Origin of the sequence: Flavobacterium azizsancarii (assembly GCF_027980145.1) — a bacterium.
Lineage (GTDB): Bacteria > Bacteroidota > Bacteroidia > Flavobacteriales > Flavobacteriaceae > Flavobacterium > Flavobacterium azizsancarii.
Genome location: NZ_JAMZNK010000011.1, coordinates 109995 through 127901 on the forward strand (window position 1 = coordinate 109995; position 17907 = coordinate 127901).

14 protein-coding genes and 1 pseudogene are annotated in these 17907 nt (G+C 33.4%); 6 read left to right on the forward strand and 9 right to left on the reverse strand.

Translation table 11 applies throughout. From position 1 onward, the window contains the following. Window positions 1-294: 294 nt before the first annotated feature. On the reverse strand, window positions 295-1413 hold the full coding sequence (locus NJT12_RS09410; RefSeq protein ID WP_271335641.1) for a pectate lyase family protein: 1119 nt from the start codon (window positions 1411-1413) through the stop codon (window positions 295-297). A 217-nt stretch (window positions 1414-1630) separates the two neighbouring features. Here NJT12_RS09410 and NJT12_RS09415 point away from each other — a divergent pair, with 217 nt between their 5' ends. Further along, window positions 1631-2200, forward strand: coding sequence for a Crp/Fnr family transcriptional regulator (locus NJT12_RS09415; protein WP_271335642.1), 570 nt, complete (start codon window positions 1631-1633; stop codon window positions 2198-2200). A 179-nt stretch (window positions 2201-2379) separates the two neighbouring features. On the opposite strand, the gene NJT12_RS09420 is transcribed toward NJT12_RS09415, so the two are convergent. From NJT12_RS09420 to NJT12_RS09435, 4 genes are all read right to left on the reverse strand, one after another. Beyond that, entirely contained in the window at window positions 2380-2928 is a 549-nt protein-coding gene (locus tag NJT12_RS09420) for a HutD family protein (protein ID WP_271335643.1), read from the reverse strand. 167 nt (window positions 2929-3095) lie between these two features. Continuing rightward, window positions 3096-3602 (reverse strand): GNAT family N-acetyltransferase, encoded by a 507-nt coding sequence (locus NJT12_RS09425; protein ID WP_271335644.1) that lies wholly within the window; start codon window positions 3600-3602, stop codon window positions 3096-3098. Between the two features lie 111 nt (window positions 3603-3713). Continuing rightward, a complete protein-coding gene (locus NJT12_RS09430; RefSeq protein ID WP_271335645.1) occupies window positions 3714-3947 on the reverse strand; it encodes a hypothetical protein in 234 nt (77 codons plus the stop codon). Continuing rightward, window positions 3931-4443, reverse strand: coding sequence for a hypothetical protein (locus tag NJT12_RS09435; protein ID WP_271335646.1), 513 nt, complete (start codon window positions 4441-4443; stop codon window positions 3931-3933). Before NJT12_RS09435 ends, NJT12_RS09430 begins: the two co-directional genes overlap by 17 nt. A gap of 777 nt (window positions 4444-5220) precedes the next feature. Between NJT12_RS09435 and NJT12_RS09440 the strand changes: the two are divergent. Beyond that, window positions 5221-5688: pseudogene (locus NJT12_RS09440) on the forward strand (JAB domain-containing protein). 326 nt (window positions 5689-6014) lie between these two features. Here NJT12_RS09440 and NJT12_RS09445 read toward each other — a convergent pair. The 4 genes from NJT12_RS09445 to thrA all read right to left on the reverse strand — a co-directional run bounded on the left by NJT12_RS09445 (window position 6015) and on the right by thrA (window position 12159). Next, window positions 6015-6695 (reverse strand): type I restriction enzyme HsdR N-terminal domain-containing protein, encoded by a 681-nt coding sequence (locus NJT12_RS09445; protein WP_271335647.1) that lies wholly within the window; start codon window positions 6693-6695, stop codon window positions 6015-6017. Window positions 6696-6969: 274 nt separating this feature from the next. Continuing rightward, window positions 6970-8259: a threonine synthase gene (gene thrC / locus NJT12_RS09450; protein ID WP_271335648.1), complete on the reverse strand. Its 1290-nt coding sequence runs from the start codon at window positions 8257-8259 to the stop codon at window positions 6970-6972. Window positions 8260-8652: 393 nt separating this feature from the next. Then, window positions 8653-9588, reverse strand: a complete 936-nt coding sequence (locus NJT12_RS09455; RefSeq protein ID WP_271335649.1) for a homoserine kinase — start codon at window positions 9586-9588, stop codon at window positions 8653-8655. Window positions 9589-9711: 123 nt separating this feature from the next. Beyond that, the gene (gene thrA, locus NJT12_RS09460) at window positions 9712-12159 is read right to left on the reverse strand and encodes a bifunctional aspartate kinase/homoserine dehydrogenase I (RefSeq protein WP_271335651.1); all 2448 of its coding nucleotides are present in this window, start codon (window positions 12157-12159) and stop codon (window positions 9712-9714) included. Window positions 12160-12794: 635 nt separating this feature from the next. Here thrA and hutH point away from each other — a divergent pair. The 4 genes from hutH to NJT12_RS09480 all read left to right on the forward strand — a co-directional run bounded on the left by hutH (window position 12795) and on the right by NJT12_RS09480 (window position 17884). Next, window positions 12795-14309: a histidine ammonia-lyase gene (hutH, locus tag NJT12_RS09465; RefSeq protein ID WP_271335652.1), complete on the forward strand. Its 1515-nt coding sequence runs from the start codon at window positions 12795-12797 to the stop codon at window positions 14307-14309. 48 nt (window positions 14310-14357) lie between these two features. Beyond that, window positions 14358-15002, forward strand: coding sequence for a DUF47 domain-containing protein (locus NJT12_RS09470; RefSeq protein WP_007810732.1), 645 nt, complete (start codon window positions 14358-14360; stop codon window positions 15000-15002). Window positions 15003-15034: 32 nt separating this feature from the next. Beyond that, window positions 15035-16369 carry an inorganic phosphate transporter gene (locus NJT12_RS09475; RefSeq protein WP_271335653.1) on the forward strand — a complete coding sequence of 445 codons (1335 nt, stop codon included), beginning with the start codon at window positions 15035-15037 and terminating at the stop codon, window positions 16367-16369. Window positions 16370-16528: 159 nt separating this feature from the next. Next, window positions 16529-17884 (forward strand): SMI1/KNR4 family protein, encoded by a 1356-nt coding sequence (locus NJT12_RS09480; protein ID WP_271335654.1) that lies wholly within the window; start codon window positions 16529-16531, stop codon window positions 17882-17884. Window positions 17885-17907: the final 23 nt, after the last annotated feature.

Sequence of the window (17907 nt, forward strand, 5' to 3'; positions counted from 1 at the left end):
TTGCAAAGGGACAGAGGTTTTTCGTGTAGAGACGCACAGCAGTGCGTCTAACATATTGTAAAATAAAAATCGTGCAAAGACGCAAAGTCGCCAATAATTTAGAAACTTGGCGACTTGGCGTCTTTGCGCGACTATAAAAGACTTGCTATAAAAAAACTTAGCGTCTTAGCGCCTTCGTGGAAAAAACCAAAAAAATAACCATATAAATCATTTAAGAAATCATAAGCCTACTGACTTAAATTTTCTTATATAACTTAGATGGTTATAAAAAAAACTAAAAATTAACGCATTTTACTAAAACGAACCGCAAACATTACCTCCTAAAGTCGCACCAGCTCCGGCACCACCAGTAATATCAGCTTTAACAGCCGAAGCTGCAAGTGTTACAATAGAATACGGAGGAGTAAAAGCGGTATTGCTTCCTGCAGTGTTTCCTGTAGTACTCGTAAATACGTTTCCAACTGCTGTAACAGCTGTATAACCCGTCATTAAATCAATAGGAGTTTTAACGCCTTCAAAAACGTTATTTTCTACCCTAATATTAGCTTCAAAACCAGCAGCAATACATTTGTTGCTTACCGTACTGTTGAAGTAACTATTGATGATATGCACTTTGCCAAAACGTACTCTTGGCATTCTCTCTCTGCAGCCAGGAGCCCACCAGCAACGGGCAAAAGTAATTCTCAATGTTCCGCGATCAGCAGTTGCTCCGTCGCTTGAACCAATTAAGTTCGAATATCTGTGATCATCAGAACCTCCTGAACCTCCTGCTTTAGGTGGTTTCAGGTAATGGAATTTAGAATAAGTAACTGAAATATAATCAGACTTATTTTTGATATCGAAGTTGCCATCAACACCATCTCTAAATTCGCAGTGATCCACCCATACATTTTGACAATCGTCTAAGACAGCATTGTCCCAACCATCAGTGTCATAAGCGCCCGGGCCTTCAAAAATCAAGTTTCTGATGATTAAGTTCGTACATCTTTTGATGTTAATAATACCTGAACCGTCTTTGGTCTGGTCAGTCGAAACTAATTTTGCACCGCTTGCACCATAAATAGTTTTGCCGCTTTGATCCTGCAACGACAATCTTGTGGTAATAGTGATTGTGCCACTAACTTTTACCACTTTTACCGCGCTGTTTTCAATAGCTGATTTTAATTGAGCATAAGTAGTCACAACCGTTTCTGCAGATGTTCCTCCACCGGTTGTTCCTCCGTTTTGAGATGCCCATCCCGGAACCTGAGCACAGTTTCCAACTTTTGCTGTAAAATTACCATCAGTTGGTGTGGTAGTTTCGATAATAGCATTTTGATTGCTTTGGTAAGAAGCAATTTCGTCAGAGTTGCAGCTTGCAAATCCTAATACAAGTGTTAAGGCTAACACTGTCCATGTTGATTTAAATTTCATAATATTTAAGTTTGGTTAAATAGTTAATACTGCAAATCTGACTATAATTAGTATGAAAAAAGTTGAACAAGTTCAATGTTTTGAAAATAATTTACTATTAATTGTGTATTTAACAACTGTTACATTACAAAAAAGTATATTTTTACGTAATCGATTACATTATTTTTCATTCATTAACCTACTTACGCCCCTGAGTAAGAATAAAAAGTAAAACCACATGTATAAAAACCTACGATTAAGCATTGAACACAAAATACCTTTAACAGATGAAGAATGGAAATTAGTTGTTGAAAAAGTCAAGTTTATTAAACTTAAGAAAAATGAATTCCTGCAGATTCAGGATTCAAACAGTTCTTATGAAGGATTTATTTTAAAAGGTGCTTTCAAAACCTACATTTTGAATGATAATGGCACTGAAAGTGTCATTTTTTTCTCGTTCGAAAACGAATGGATGTGTGATCTGGGAAGTTTCTACCATCAAAAGCCCACAACTTACAACATAAAGGCGATAGAAGAAAGCGAGATTTTGGTCATTAGTAAAACCAACAAAGCACTCTTGTTTGAGCAAGTGCCAAAGCTAATTCAGTTTCACATTATTATGGTCGAAAAAGCAAACATCGCTATTCAGCAAAGACTGATCGATGTCTTAAACAAAACCTCCAAACAAAGGTATCTCGATTTTATTGAGAAGTACTCACACAAAGCAGATAAAATCAACAACAGAAATTTATCCTCTTACCTTGGAGTTTCACACGAGTTTTTGTCAAAGATTAAAAAAAGGTGCTAAGGTTCTAAGTTTAAAAAAAAGAGTCGCGCAAAGTCGCAGAGGAGCAAAGAAAAATAAAACTTGGCAGCTTGGCGTCTTTGCGCGATTAAAAAAATATTGCATAAAAACTTAGCGAACCTAGCGTAAACCCTTGCGGCCTTTGCGGTTAAATCTGAAACCTGAAACAAATAAACCAAATTTTAAAAATCCAATATTCCACAGAGGCATTCATTAGAAAAATCAAGCACTATATTTTCCTTTTTTTGATTTTCAATGACTAATAAATCATGAGGTTCGAGATCATATAGCTTCTCATTAATTTTTATAATTGTTGTATGCAAAGAAAATAAGATTATTATTTCAGCATTATAATTCTGATTACCATTCGTTATTTTTAGTTTATGATTGGATACTTTTTCAGAAACCATCCAATTAAAATCAGTACCTTTTGTATAAGAAGTCACTTCATCAGCGGAATTAAATTCTATGATTTCATATTTCTCATATCTTTTTTTTTCTTTGTTTAGCTCAATATCCAGATAGTTATCAAGCATAACCAGGTATCGGTAATAGCCTTTAAACTTGGTAAACTCTGAGGGAACTTTCTCTATAGTAGCACTGCTTATTCTGAATATAAAATCTCTGTCGCTATACTTTGCTGTTTCTGGATATATAATATATTCATATGTCAATCCACCACCCCAAATAGAGGCTGAACTATCTTTTTTAGGCAAAAGGCGTATGTTCATGTATTGAATGTTTTAATTACATCTTTAATCCTGTTTCTAAAGGGATTTATATCAGTTATATAGTGAAAAAACTTTGCGCCTTTGCGCATTTGCGAGATTATAAAAGTCAAGCAATAAAAAGTTTAGCGAACTTAGCGTAAACCCTTGCGGTCTTAGCGGTTAAACTCTCAAAGCCTTTTCTCCAAAAATATAAATTCTAAAGGCTTATCAGAAATATTAATATGAATATCACTTGAAGGAAAAGCTTCTCTTTTATCCGTATCGACATAACCGTGACGTTTGTACCAGGCAATAAGCTCTGCACGAACCGAAACAACGGTCATACTAAGAGTAGACAATCCTAAAGATTTAGCATGAACTTCAGCTTCTGCCAACATCTTTTTTCCGATACCGCTATTTTGTAATTCAGGAGAAACGGTTAACATTCCCACATATAATTGATGCTCTTTCTCGACCAATAAAACCGAACCAATAATTTTGTCATTCTCTGTAAATTTCAGAAATGTATTTTTAGGATCTTGAATAATTTCGGTTAATTCTTCTTCTGTAGTTCTTTTTCCTTCTAGTAAATGAGCTTCTGTAGTCCAGCCTTTTTTAGAAGTTTCGCCTCTGTAGGCTGAGTTTATTAATAGGTTTAACGATGGAATGTCTTGTAATGTTGCTTTTGTAATCATGTTAATTTTTATGCTGTAATTTTTAATTTTTTGAATAGCCTCCTGCTTTAGCTGGAGGAACAAAATTATGATATTTAGAATTGGCTTTAGCCAAAATTTTTAAGGTTTTAATTATTTGTTCTTTTGAGATTCCATCAAACTTAACCGATTTTTAATTCTTTCAGCGATATCTAAATCAGCGTCACCATAAATATCTCTTAAATCATAATTCGGATTTCGCGGATCGGTAATTTCTTTAAATTCATTAATATTGAGATTAAAAAGTGCTTGTCCAAATCTTTGGCTTGGATTTTTTTCCAAATACATTTCTAATAAATCAAGTATAATTTTATGTTCTTTTTTCATTACTCAAATTTTCTAAAAACTTTATTGGATCTATAAGAAAAGTATTTGCATTTGAAGCTTTTATAATTTCAATTATATATTCTATTTTTGGTTTATAAATTTCGCCTTTTAAGTCAATCAAAACAAATTGGTTTATTTCGCAAAGTTTCAATATTGATTGAAGAATATTTGTAATATTTGATGCTTTTCTCAAATCAATTCGGAATTGAAATTCCTCTATTCTTGTTTTATCATCACTCAAACAAATGCAAGCATCATTATCTTCTTCATTATTTCCATCGCCTTTCCAATTTATAAAAGTATCATTACCCCAATTAGCTCTTTTTATAATTTGATCCAGTTCAGCAATAATCGAAGGAATGTCGTCATCAAAATTTTTCCAAAAAGATTTTGTTTCAGGTAAAAAACCTGTTTTATTATTTTTAAAAATACATTGATAATTGCTGTCAATAGAATTCTCAGGAACTACCATTAAAAGATATTGCCAAATCGCCATAAGTATTTTAGTTTTTAGAATTGAACTGTCTCTCTGCTTTAGCTGGAGGAACAAAATTATGATATTTAGAATTGGCTTTATCTTAAAAAATAATTGTTGCAAAAACTTATTTAATTTTTTAAACTAGATATTTTTGATTTTCTATTAATTAAATAACAATAAGTAAAGTGAGCAGCTAAAACTAGCGTAATACCAATATTCCAATAGATGTGAAAATAATCAAAGTAGTAGTAAAATCCACAGTAATTTTGAATGGTTTCTTCTGGTAAACGAAAATAAAGAGGGAAGGCAATTAGAAAAAGTGATAAAAATATTGAAAGCACAATAAAACGTCCATATTTTATTTTAAAATGATCTATTAGCCCGTAAGACAGCATTTGGATAATTAATATGATGAAAAAGAATCTTTCCATAATTTTAGAACTTAGTAAAAAATATGTTTGTTTCCTGGTATTAGCCCTGTATTCATGAATTATTCAATTTGAATTAGCCATTTTTTGAGTTCCCGACTGGAACGCTTGCGCTAGAAAGGGAATATTTATGCTGTAATGTATATTTTTTTTATTGAATTACTTTCTGCTTTTACTGAAAAAACAAAATTACAATATTGAGAATGGATTTATCCTGAATTTGAATTTTTTATCTAAAGGGCGAAATCAAATAGTGGTATTATATGACCACACTTTTCTTATAAGGAATATTTAAATTACAAAAGAAAAAAGGAATCATTTATAGCTTTGAGAGGCTATTGTAAATAATTTGTAAATCTTCATTATTATGAAATTGGCAAAAGAGAAAGATTGGAGAATTGCATCAGAAATTGAACTGTTTTATAAGACGAAGGTAAAACTCTCAGAAAGACCTTAGATTGATTCTTCCGAATCAGTTTACAAACTGGCTTTAAAATTTTGGGATCCCAATAAAATAGAGTTTTTTGAGCAGTTTAAAATTCTTTTGCTAAACCAGTCAAATATAGTACTGGGTTTTTATGAAGTATCCAAAGGGGGAATAACAGGAACTTTTGTAGATCTGAGATTATTGTTTACTGCAGCGCTCAAAGCAAATGCAACCGCGCTTATTATGCTGCACAATCATCCTTCCGGCAAAATACTTCCTTCTCCTTCGGATAGATTGATAACTAAAAAAGTCAAAGAAGCAGGTATTGTCCTTGATATAAAAGTAATAGATCATTTGATCATTACCCCGGAAAGTTATTATTCTTTTGCGGATAATGATTATCTCTAATGGAGTAGAAATAGGAATAACAATTCTTCTTCTTTTTCTATTTCCATTATCAGTTGCTAGCGCGAGCGTCTCGCTCGTGAACGTTTCAATTGGTTTTTGAATTTCTTTGCGTTCACGAGTGGGACACTTGCGCTAGCTGATGATACTGTTGAATTCAATAACTTCTAAAGGGATGTAAGTTTCATTACTATTAGTATAAGCAATTGTACCTCTTTTCGCACTAATCGCAATTGGAAAAGCTTCTTCAATTGAATTGAAATCAACTTTATATGGATTATTTGTTAAGCCACTTATTATAAGGTCTTTCTTTTCTTCAGGTACTGAATTTAAAAATTCAGAAAGTTTCTCTGGTTTAAAATCGAAAGAAGCCCATAATCATTACCAAAGTAAACAACTGAGTATACCGTATACAATTCATCATTAACTTTTGTTATATTGTGAACAAATGCATGAACTATGTGAATTCTAACATTGTAGTCAAGTCCCGATTTAAGTAAATGTACTCCCAAATCAGGATGAAAATCTTTTAAATAAAATTTTTCTAGATGTAAAGGGCTTAATATAGTTGCTATTTCTCTCCAATTTTCATCTATGTTTTCTATGTCAATTTGTAGAATTGGTTGAATTTCCCTTATATTAAATGCGGTTAATTGTCTTCCATTGCATAATGCATATACGTCACATCTAACCTCAGGATTAATTGCATAACTATAGGCTTGCTCGACATTAGCACTTTTAATTATATCTTCATTAGGTCCTTTGGCGTCTAAGATCCATTTGACACCATTTTCAGTTTCAAGAATGTAATCAGGTATGATATTTATTTTTCGCTGAGTTGAACCAATATTAACAAATGGATGTGTTAATGGAATTGCTCTTCTAATTTTATTTTTACCAGATGAGGAATACCCTAGTTTTTTTAAAATAGGCATTACTATATCTTCTCTAACAGAGTCCTCTTTGTATTCAGGATTATTTAAAATTTCGAAATTTAAATCATCAAACATATTTTAAGTTATTTAATTCTTAGTTCTACTTTGTTTAATCTTTAACTGTTTATAGGCAAAACAAACCTTCGCATATACATTTAAATTTGGGTAGATAAGCGAAGCTTTTTTTTGTTTTCTTGTTTTTCATATATATATTATTTCTAGCCAATTTTTACGGATTTCCGTACTTGATATTTTATTTGCTAACTCAAAATAATTTTGGTTTAATGCAATAAAAAAACGACTGAAAATAAATCTCAGTCGTTCGATATATTATTTCATATTAGCTTTATTAACCTAAGAAACTCTTCAATTCCTCATAAGTCCCAATCTTCACACTAACTTTTTCCTCATTAATAACACTTTCAATTTGTTCCGGAATAGGAAGCGTAATTCCCAAAGCAGGCTCAACAACATCCAAAAACTTAATAGGATGTGCCGTTTCTAAGAAAACACCAATGGCGCTCTCATGTTTTTGTAATTCTTTTTTCAAACCAAGATAACCAACAGCGCCATGAGGTTCTGCGATATAACCGTTTATGCTATAAATATTTTTTAGAGCTTCAAGGGTTTCCTCATCAGTATAACTATAAGAAGAGAAATCTTTTTCGAAAGCTTTTAAGTCATTGTTGTACAATTCCTGAATCCTGATAAAGTTACTTGGGTTTCCAACATCCATTGCGTTAGAGATTGTGGCTTTAGAAGGTTTTGGATCGTATTTTCCGTTTTCTAAGAATCTTGGTACCGTATCGTTTACGTTTGTAGACGCTACAAAATGTTCGATTGGCAATCCTAATTTCTTTGCCATAATTCCGGCACAGATATTTCCGAAGTTTCCACTTGGGCAAGAGAAAATCAATGGTTTGTTTTGGCTTTTCAATGCTTTGTAAGCAAAGAAAAAATAGAACATTTGCGGCAACCAACGCGCAATATTTATAGAATTCGCAGATGTCAGGTTTTTATGCGCTAAAGACTCGTCTAAAAATGCTTTTTTTACCATATCCTGGCAATCATCAAAAACACCATCAACTTCAAGGGCTTTTATATTTTGTCCTAAAGTAGTCAATTGTTTTTCCTGAATGTCGCTCACTTTTCCTGATGGATATAAAATCACAACATCTACACCTGCAACGCCAAGGAATCCGCTTGCAACGGCTCCTCCGGTATCTCCGGAAGTGGCAACTAAAACCGTATTTTTACTGTCTTTTTTGTCTTTATTAAAATACGCCAGACAACGTGACATAAATCGCGCTCCAACGTCTTTAAAAGCCATTGTTGGTCCGTGGAATAATTCTAACGAATAAACGCCGTTTTCGACTTCTACAACAGGAAAATCAAAAACCAGAGTATCGGCGATGATTTCTCTTAAGTTTTCTTCCGGAATTTCATCACCCACAAATTGCTGAATCACATCAAAAGCGATGTCGTTGTGGCTTAGATTTTCGATTACATTAAAAAATGCAGGATTTAATGGTGTGATGTTTTTTGGGAAATATAATCCCTTATCACTTGCTAATCCTTGTATTACAGCTTCTTTAAAAGAAACTTCGGGTGCATTATGGTTTAAACTATAGTATTTCATTTCTAAATTTTAGATTTTAGATTTTAGATTTTAGAAAAAAGAGAATAGAGTATAGAAAATAGACTTTCTGTATTATCAAATTCCAATTTTTAAATTCCAAATTCCAATGGTTGTTTTTTTACCGCAAAGACCGCAAGGGATTGGTTTCTTTTGAAAACGCAGAGATCGCAAAGCTTTGTGGTTACTTTTTTTTTATTTTTATAATTGTATTGATTAACGCTTTTTTGTCATTTCGACGGAGGAGAAATCGCATCCAGAGAGCAACGTGCTGTGTGTGAGTTACTAATGTGATTTCTCCTTCGTCGAAATGACAAACTTTATGTTTCATACATTGCGTGGGCTTCGACTTCGCTCAGCCTGACAAACATGGCGTATAATTCGTGTAAATTAGTGTTATATAATTCTTACGCCATCGGGATTAATTTTCGAAACATGAATTTCATAGGGCAAATTCATGTTTTCATACACCTCACTCATGGCTTTTGCAATTTTATCAGCGGTTTCTTTTCCTCTGCTTAAAGCAAAAATCGACGGACCAGAACCTGAAATTCCAGAACCTAAAGCACCGTTTTCAATAGCCGTTTGTTTGATTAAATCAAATCCAGGAATCAAAACGCTTCTTAAAGGTTCTACGATTTCGTCATGAAGTGATCTTCCTATCAAATCGTAATCTTTTGTGTATAATCCGGCAATTAATCCGCCCACATTTCCCCATTGCATAATCGCGCTTTTTAGGGAAACGGTTTGTTTTAATACCGAACGCGCATCAGAAGTTTTCAACTCAATTTGAGGATGAACCACCGTTGCGAACAATTCTTCCGGACTGTTAATTCTGATAATATCCAGCGGAGCGTAACTTCTAACCAAAGTAAAACCTCCCAAAAGGGCAGGGGCAACGTTGTCAGCATGAGCGTTTCCGCTGGCTAATTTCTCGCCTTGCATGGCAAATTGCACCAAATCTTTACGAGAATATGGTTTTCCTAATAATTCATTAATCCCAAAAACGGCTCCGGCAGAACTTGCAGCACTGCTTCCAATTCCGCTTCCGGCTTTGATGTGTTTGTAGATTTCGATTTCGAATCCAAAATTTATCGCTTCAAAATCTTTTTCGTAAGCTTCAAGCATTGCAACGGCTGCAACTCCCGAAACGTTTTTCTCGGTTTCTAAAGGTAGATCAGCACCTACAATTTTAGTAATGCGAATTCCTTTTTGATCTACTTTACGAACAATCATTTCATCACCCGCATTGTCTAAGCAAAGTCCAAGTACGTCAAATCCGCACGAAAGATTCGCGATAGTTGCCGGGCAAAATAGTTTAATTTCTTTCATTTCTGGTTGGTTTTGCCACGAAGGCACAAAGTCACAAAGTTTTTTATTTTCTAGCTTCTAAGTTGCTAAGCTTCTAAGTCTCCAAGTATAAAAAAAACTCAGAACCTTAGCAACTTAGTACCTTTAATTGTTACCTATTCGAATTACATCTGCAAAAATTCCTGATGCTGTAACGGCTGCTCCTGCACCGGCACCTTTGATCAATAAAGGCTGATCTACGTAACGATCTGTGTAGAACAACACGATATTATCTTTTCCTTCTAAGTTGTAAAAAGGATGGTCTTTTGGGATGAATTGTAATCCTACGCTTGCTTTTCCGTCTTCGAATTTTGCTACATATTTCAATCTTGAATCTTTGGCTAAAGCCTCTTCGTAGATTTTTTCGAAATGTGAAGCATGTTTTGTTAACGATGCAAAAAAGTCTTCGTTGTTTGTTGTTGCTAAACATTCGGCTGGCAGGAACGATTCGTTGGCGATGGCATCAATATCCATTTCGTAACCGCTTTCACGAATTAAAATCAGAATTTTACGTGCAACATCGATTCCGCTTAAGTCAATTTTAGGATCTGGCTCTGTGAATCCCTGAACTCCGGCTTCTTTTACAACATCATGAAAAGAATTGTCTTTATCAAAGTTGTTGAAAATAAAGTTTAAACTTCCGGATAAAACCGCCTGGATTTTATGCACTTTATCACCTGAGGCAATTAAGTTTTTTACCGTATCTATAATTGGTAATCCTGCACCAACATTGGTTTCAAACAAAAATGGAGCGTTATATTGACGAGATAAACTTTTTAGTTTTTTATAATTGTCATAAGCAGATGAACAGGCAATTTTATTACAGGTTACAACGGCAATACTTTCTTTTAAGAATTTTTCGTAAGTTTCAGAAACACTTGCATTTGCTGTAATATCTACAAAAATACTGTTGCGTAAATTCAGTTCTTTGGCACGAGCGATAAATTCTGCCGGAATAGCATGTTCTCCTTTATCTAAAGCCGATTCCCAGTCTTTCAGGGAAATTCCGTCTTCATCAAAAAGCATTTTTCTGGAATTCGATAAAGCAATAACGCGAACGTTAATCTTCAGATTTTCTTTCAAGAACTTTCTTTGACTGTGAATTTGTTCGATGAATTTCTCACCCACATTTCCAACTCCCATTACAAATAGATTCAGTTGTTTAGTGTTCTCTTCGAAGAAGTTCTCGTGTAAAGTATTCAGTGCTTTTTTAACGTCTCTTTCGTTGATTACAGTCGAGATATTACGCTCAGAAGCACCTTGGGCAATAGCACGGATGTTTACGTTGTTTTTACCTAAAGTACTAAACATTCTTCCGCTTAAACCCTGATGGTTTTTCATGTTTTCACCCACAAGGGCAATAATACAAAGGTCTTTTTCTACAATGGCAGGATCGATTTTGTTTTGTAAAATCTCAACTTCAAAAGCTTTATTGATTGCTGCTTCGGCATTTTCAGCATCCGAATTTAAAATTCCGATACAAATAGAATGCTCAGAAGAAGCCTGAGTGATAAAAATAACATTGATTTTTTCCTGAGACAATACTTCGAACAAACGTTTTGATGAGCCCGAAACTCCTATCATTCCAGGACCTTCAAGTGTTACTAACGAAATATTATCAATATGACTGATTCCTTTTACAACAGTATCTTTTGATGAAACCTGATTAGAAATTAAAGTTCCAACGGCTTCCGGCTCAAAAGTATTTTTGATTAAAATTGGAATATTTTTTCTTAAAACAGGCTGGATCGTTGGTGGATACAACACTTTGGCACCAAAATGCGACAATTCCATTGCTTCCTGATAAGATATATTTGCAATTGGCTGAGCTTGTTTTACGATTTTTGGGTTTGCAGTAAACATTCCGTTTACATCAGTCCAGATTTCCAGTTGTGATGCGTTAAGTGCTCCGGCAATAATCGCCGCAGTATAATCAGAACCGCCACGACCTAGAGTTGTAGTGATTCCGTCAAGAGTCTGAGAAATAAATCCGGGTAAAATATTGATTTGCGATTGATTTCCGCCAAAATATTCCTGAATCAATTGGTTCGAAACTTCAAAGTTTACGACCGCTTTACTAAAATTATTGTTGGTTTTAATGAGTTCGCGGCTGTCCTTATAAATCACATCTTTATCAATTTGCTGATATGCCTGTGCGATAATGTACGACGAAAGCAATTCGCCAAAACTTAAAATAGTATCTGAAGTTCTTGGAGATAATTCGCCTAATAAGAAACAACCGTCCAGTAAAGTTTCAAGATGATTTATGATTCTTTTTACATGACTTAATAAACCGCTTTGTTCGCTTACCGGAATTAAATCTTTTAAGGTATCAAGGTGTTTTTTTTCAATTTCGGCAACGATATCTCTAAAGCTTTCGTCGTTTGCAGCTGCTTTTGCCGCCGCCGATTGTAATAAATCGGTTACTTTGCTTAAAGCCGAAACAACAACAACTAATTTATCGTGTTTAGAATTCTGGTTTATAATTTCGAGAACGAGTTTTATATTTTGAGCATTGGCAACCGAAGTTCCGCCAAATTTTAATACTTTCATTTTGATGTTTTTTTCTTTTTATGCAAATATTTTTATGTATCCAATGCCTTCCTTCTTTAAGAAAAAAGTATAGATAACCAGGATTATATGTAAAATGTATACCCCTAAGGGGTAGTTGTTGTAGTAGAAATTGTTGTAGCAGCAATTGCAACTCTTTGAGTTGTCATTGTAGATTGATATTTTGCGCTGTTACTTTTCATTTTGGTTTTCCAAAAGTACAGTTTTTTATAAAAGTTAAAAAACGTAATGCCCTTTTTGCGAATATTTTAATATTTCAAATATAAGAATTTTAATATTGAGTAATTGTTAAAATTAAAACCCTAAAGTTGGCTTATTCATATATTTAGTGCTTTTTTTATTAATGCTTTAAAATTAAACAAGACTCTATTTTTTGAATATCAATTGAAAAATCAATCTTTTTATTCTATATATTAAGTAGGGAATGCTTTTTTGAAGTAATATCTTGAAATAATCGTTCATTTTTTTGATAAATTAAGAACTGATTTTTTGTGTGATATAGATTATCAAATAGATAAAAGTGAAGAAGTGAAATGGTGCAAAATTTAATTATTATGAACAAATGTTGCTTTTTAATATTGATTTGCTGAATTTTGATGTCTTAAAATACAAACAACATGAGAGAAATCCATTATATAAGTACTGAAACCTTAAGTTTAGAAGCACTGCAAGAAATCATAGTGAATCAAAAAACACTTGAATTATCAGAGGAGGCTAAAGTAAATATTCAGAAATGCCGTGATTATTTAGATAAAAAAATGGCTTCACATTCTGAACCTATTTACGGAATCAATACAGGTTTTGGATCACTTTGTAATGTGAAAATTTCGAATGAAAATTTATCAAAACTTCAGGAAAACCTTGTAAAGTCGCATGCATGCGGAACAGGAGAGGAAGTTCCTTCTGAGATTGTTAAGTTGATGCTCTTGCTTAAGATTCAATCTTTAAGTTACGGACATTCGGGAATTCAACTGCAAACGGTAGATCGTTTGGTTGATTTTTATAACAATGACGTTTTACCTATTATTTATACTCAGGGTTCTTTAGGAGCATCCGGAGATTTAGCCCCATTGGCACATTTGTCTTTACCATTATTAGGTGAGGGCGAGGTTTTGTTTGAAGGAAAAAAAGTGCATTCAAAAGAAGTTTTAAAACACTTTGGCTGGGAACCAATCGTTTTAAAATCAAAAGAAGGTTTGGCATTATTGAACGGAACTCAATTTATGAGTGCTTACGGAGCTCATATTTTGATAAAAGCCTACAAATATTCGTATCTGGCTGATTTAATTGGAACAATTTCTCTTGAAGGTTTTGATGGAAGAAGCGAACCTTTTAACGAATTGATTCATTATATACGTCCTCATAAAGGGCAAATTATTACAGCACAACGTATTAATGAGTTTCTGGAAGGAAGCGAGATTATTGCTCAGGAGAAAAAACACGTTCAGGATCCGTATTCTTTCCGTTGTATGCCACAGGTTCATGGCGCTTCAAAAGATGCAATCGATTATGTTCGAAAAGTTTTCAAAACCGAGATTAATTCTGTTACCGATAACCCAAATATATTTATAGAAGCAGATCAGATTATATCCGGAGGAAATTTTCACGGACAGCCTTTGGCTCTGGCCTTAGATTTTATGGCAATTGCTTTGGCTGAATTAGGTAGTGTTTCTGAAAGAAGAACGTATCAGTTGATTTCAGGATTGCGCAATCTTCCGGCATTTTTGGTAGATAACCCGGGATTGAATTCAGGATTTATGATTCCCCAATATACAGCGGCAAGTATTGCAAGCCAGAACAAACAATTGGCAACGCCATCAAGCGTAGATAGTATTGTATCGAGTAACGGGCAGGAAGATCACGTGAGTATGGGCGCAAACGGAGCAACAAAAGCTTTAAGGGTTTTAGATAATTTAGAACGTATTCTGGCAATAGAGTTGATGAATGCTTCGCAGGCAATTGCGTATAGAGAACCGTTAAAATCGAGTGATTTTATCGAGATGTTTTTGAGTAGTTACAGAGAAGTAGTTCCGCTTGTTAAAGAGGATAGAATCTTACATTATGACATCGAAAATACCGTTGAATTCCTTGACAGTTTCCAAATTGAAAACGATTTGTTAACAATGGCTTAACATTGCAAACTATTAATGAAGTAATTTTGCACTATCAAAAATATAAAAATGTCAATAAACAGTATTTTCCAATTTTTAGTGCCGAAAGACAAGAAATTCTTTCCACTTTTTGAAGAGGCTTCAAGCAATTTAATTGAATTAGCTTCTAATTTACACGAAGCTGTAAATCTTCCATTGAAAGAAAGAGAAGTTCTTTTTCAGAAAATTGACGAATTAGAGCAAAAAGGAGAAGACATTACACGTCAGACCAATCTTGAATTGAGTAGAAATTTTATTACTCCGTTTGATAGAGAGGATATTCACACACTTATTACTTCTATTGACAACGTTGCAGATTATTTGCACGGAGCAGCAAGCAGAATGAGGTTGTATCAGGTTGATAAGATTACAAAATCAATCAGAAAAATGACCGAAATCAATCTTGAAGCTTGTCAAAACATTGATAGTGCGGTAAAAGAATTGAGAAATTTAAAGAATTTTAAAGTCATAAAAGATGCTTGTGCCAGAATTAATAAACTGGAAAACAAGTCAGATAACGTTTATAATAAAGCAGTTTTTGAAATTTTTGAAAACGAAACAGACGCTAAAAATATTATCAAATATAAAGAAGTGTTATCTGTTTTAGAATCAGCAACAGATAAATGTAAGAGTGTTGCGAATATACTGGAATCTATTTCTGTAAAACATTCTTAAATTCAATTTATTTCATTCTGAAGTTATAATTTATGACGCTACTTATAATTATTATAGTATTAGCTTTAATTTTTGATTACATCAATGGTTTTCATGATGCTGCTAATGCTATTGCAACAGTTGTTGCTACAAAGGTTTTGACGCCTTTTCAGGCGGTTCTTTGGGCAGCATTTTTTAACTTTTTGGCTTATTGGGTTTTCGGATTTGGTGTTGCGGATACTGTTGCAAAAACAGCGCACACTATGGAGATTAACCTTGTAGTAATTCTGGCCGGTGTTATTGCAGCAATTTGCTGGAATTTATTGACCTGGTGGTTAGGGATTCCTTCAAGTTCATCACATACATTAATTGGTGGTTTTGCCGGAGCGGCAGTTGCTCATGCGATCGCTGTACATGGTTTTTCAAGTTATGTTGGTGCAGATGGAACTACACATTATTGGTATCAAATAGTAAGTTGGTATAATGCAGGAAAAGATGGGGGAATGCCTTCGGGAGTTCTTATCATTATTGCTTTTATTGTTTTGGCGCCATTATTAGGAGCTTTGGCATCTTATTTAATTTCGATCTGGTTGTTAAATGCTTCCCGTAAAATTATTGGACCAAAAATATTTACTGTAGCTTTAATGATTGCTACCGTTTGGTTGGTGAGTAGTCTTATGGTTCCTTATTCAGCGATTGATAAGCCTAGATTCGAGTCTCATTTTTGGAGTGTAGCTTTTGATCCACACAATATTAAATGGTTTTTAGTTGCCTTTATTATCTTGACAGTTAGCGCATTTTGTTTGATATTTAGTAGTTTAAATCTACATCAGGCAGATGCTGCTTTAAAGAAAATGCAATTATTGTCTTCTGCTGCTTTCAGTTTAGGACATGGAGGAAATGATTCTCAAAAAGTAATGGGTATTATTGCTGCTGCTGTAGCGGTTTATATCAATACAAACCCTGGTGTTCATATGGAAACCTGGTTAGATGTTGTATTGCCAAACGATGATTCAGGAATAAAAGGAGTAATGCCGGGATGGATTCCTTTAGCGTGTTATTCTGCGATTGCTGCAGGAACTTTGAGTGGTGGTTGGAAAATTGTGAAAACAATGGGTTCTAAAATTACAAAAGTAACTTCGTTTGAAGGTGTAGCTGCTGAAACTGCTGGAGCATTGACGCTTTATTTTACTGAGCATTTAAAAATTCCGGTAAGTACAACACATACTATTACAGGTTCTATTATTGGGGTTGGATTAACAAAACGTGTATCTGCTGTTCGTTGGGGAGTTACTGTAAGCTTAATTTGGGCCTGGATATTAACGATCCCTATTTCAGCTTTATTAGCAGGTTTAGTATACTATATTTTAAGTATATTTATTTCTTAGAAAAAAAAGATAAATGTGAGATTTAAAATCGCATTTTTAAATATAAAAAAAGCCAGTTTCAATAAAGAAACTGGCTTTTTTGTTGGATGGTATTCCTTGTTTTAAAATGATAATGTATATATATTTACATTGAAATTAATAAAGAGATTGAGCCTTAAGATGGATAAATTACATCAAATAGAAAGAATTAAAAAGAAGTTGATCATTGCAAAAAATGCTGATAAAGATTTAAAGGTATTTGGTGCAGGAAGTCACCAGTATATTTTAGGAGAACCAGTAAGTAAGGATCAGATTTCAGAATTTGAAAAGGAATACAATTTGATACTTCCCGAATGTTATAAGGCATTTTTATTACACATTAGTAATGGTGGAGTTACATTCGAAAATTCTTCGGCTGGACCAGCTTACGGAATTTATCCTCTGGGAAAAAATACAAATGAATTTATAGATGAGAATGCTGAGCTGTATTTAAAAAAAGATTGTAATATTCATCCAAAAATGTCAGATGAATTTTGGTCTGATCTGAATAAAAATATTGATGATAATGATGATATTTCTGATGAGGGTTTTGATCTTGAATTAGGAAAAATATTTTCAGGATTATTACCCATCGGTACTCAGGGGTGTAATTATTATTATGCTCTTGTTTTGAACGGGAGATATAAGGGAAGCATTGTAAATGTTGACATTGGCAGACAAAAGCCGTATTTTGCTTTTGAATCTGATTTTTTAGATTGGTACGAAAGATGGCTTGATGGAATAATCCCTGAAAATGTAATGTTAATCGAACCTGATTTGTTTCGATATACATTAGGAGGAACGTCGAATCATATTTTAGAAGTATATTTTTCTTCGAATGAAAATGACACTAAAATAGAATGTTTAAATGGAATCTTAAAAAAGCAACAACTTGATTTAGGAATTTTAGATATTCTGGAACAACAATATAAAGTAGCTGTTGGGAAAATTCAAAAATTATTACTTCAAATACTTACTAAGTTTGATTACGAACGTGCAAAACCTCACTTGGTTGATTTTACAAAAGAGAGTTTGTTAGATGTTTTTCAGTTTGTATTTTGGTATGCTAAGGATAAAAGTTCAGATTGGTTAGATACGATCAAATCAAATACTGAAAATATTAATGACGATGAAATTTTTAGTTTTTGTACTTATTTATTAAAAGAAATGAATTTTGATTACGGAGATATTATTGTTCCTTTTACTTTAAATAATAATGAAGGCATAAGAGTTAGTGCTTATTATTCGCTTGGTCAATTAGAGAATAAAAGCAATCATATTGATACATTTATTCTCGGGTTAAGGGATAATTCGAATAGAGTTATTCATACGGTATTACAGGCTTTGGATGGAGTAGAAGATCAAAAACTTTTAGAACATTATAAATTTATAGCCGAAAAATTTCCGAAAGAGCAGGATTATATTTTAGTAAATCTAAATCATAGACTTAAATCTTTTGGTTTGAATAATAAGACTGTAAAAGGAATGAAAATTTGATTAGATTAATAGAAAAATATATC

Coding starts and splice junctions, on each gene's coding strand:
- NJT12_RS09480 (WP_271335654.1), top strand. CDS start 16,529: ATGGATAAATTACATCAAATAGAAAGAATTAAAAAGAAGTTGATCATT.
- NJT12_RS09425 (WP_271335644.1), bottom strand. CDS start 3,602: ATGATTACAAAAGCAACATTACAAGACATTCCATCGTTAAACCTATTA.
- NJT12_RS09445 (WP_271335647.1), bottom strand. CDS start 6,695: ATGTTTGATGATTTAAATTTCGAAATTTTAAATAATCCTGAATACAAA.
- thrC (WP_271335648.1), bottom strand. CDS start 8,259: ATGAAATACTATAGTTTAAACCATAATGCACCCGAAGTTTCTTTTAAA.
- thrA (WP_271335651.1), bottom strand. CDS start 12,159: ATGAAAGTATTAAAATTTGGCGGAACTTCGGTTGCCAATGCTCAAAAT.
- hutH (WP_271335652.1), top strand. CDS start 12,795: ATGAGAGAAATCCATTATATAAGTACTGAAACCTTAAGTTTAGAAGCA.
- NJT12_RS09435 (WP_271335646.1), bottom strand. CDS start 4,443: ATGGCGATTTGGCAATATCTTTTAATGGTAGTTCCTGAGAATTCTATT.
- NJT12_RS09420 (WP_271335643.1), bottom strand. CDS start 2,928: ATGAACATACGCCTTTTGCCTAAAAAAGATAGTTCAGCCTCTATTTGG.
- NJT12_RS09415 (WP_271335642.1), top strand. CDS start 1,631: ATGTATAAAAACCTACGATTAAGCATTGAACACAAAATACCTTTAACA.
- NJT12_RS09455 (WP_271335649.1), bottom strand. CDS start 9,588: ATGAAAGAAATTAAACTATTTTGCCCGGCAACTATCGCGAATCTTTCG.
- NJT12_RS09470 (WP_007810732.1), top strand. CDS start 14,358: ATGTCAATAAACAGTATTTTCCAATTTTTAGTGCCGAAAGACAAGAAA.
- NJT12_RS09475 (WP_271335653.1), top strand. CDS start 15,035: ATGACGCTACTTATAATTATTATAGTATTAGCTTTAATTTTTGATTAC.
- NJT12_RS09410 (WP_271335641.1), bottom strand. CDS start 1,413: ATGAAATTTAAATCAACATGGACAGTGTTAGCCTTAACACTTGTATTA.
- NJT12_RS09430 (WP_271335645.1), bottom strand. CDS start 3,947: ATGAAAAAAGAACATAAAATTATACTTGATTTATTAGAAATGTATTTG.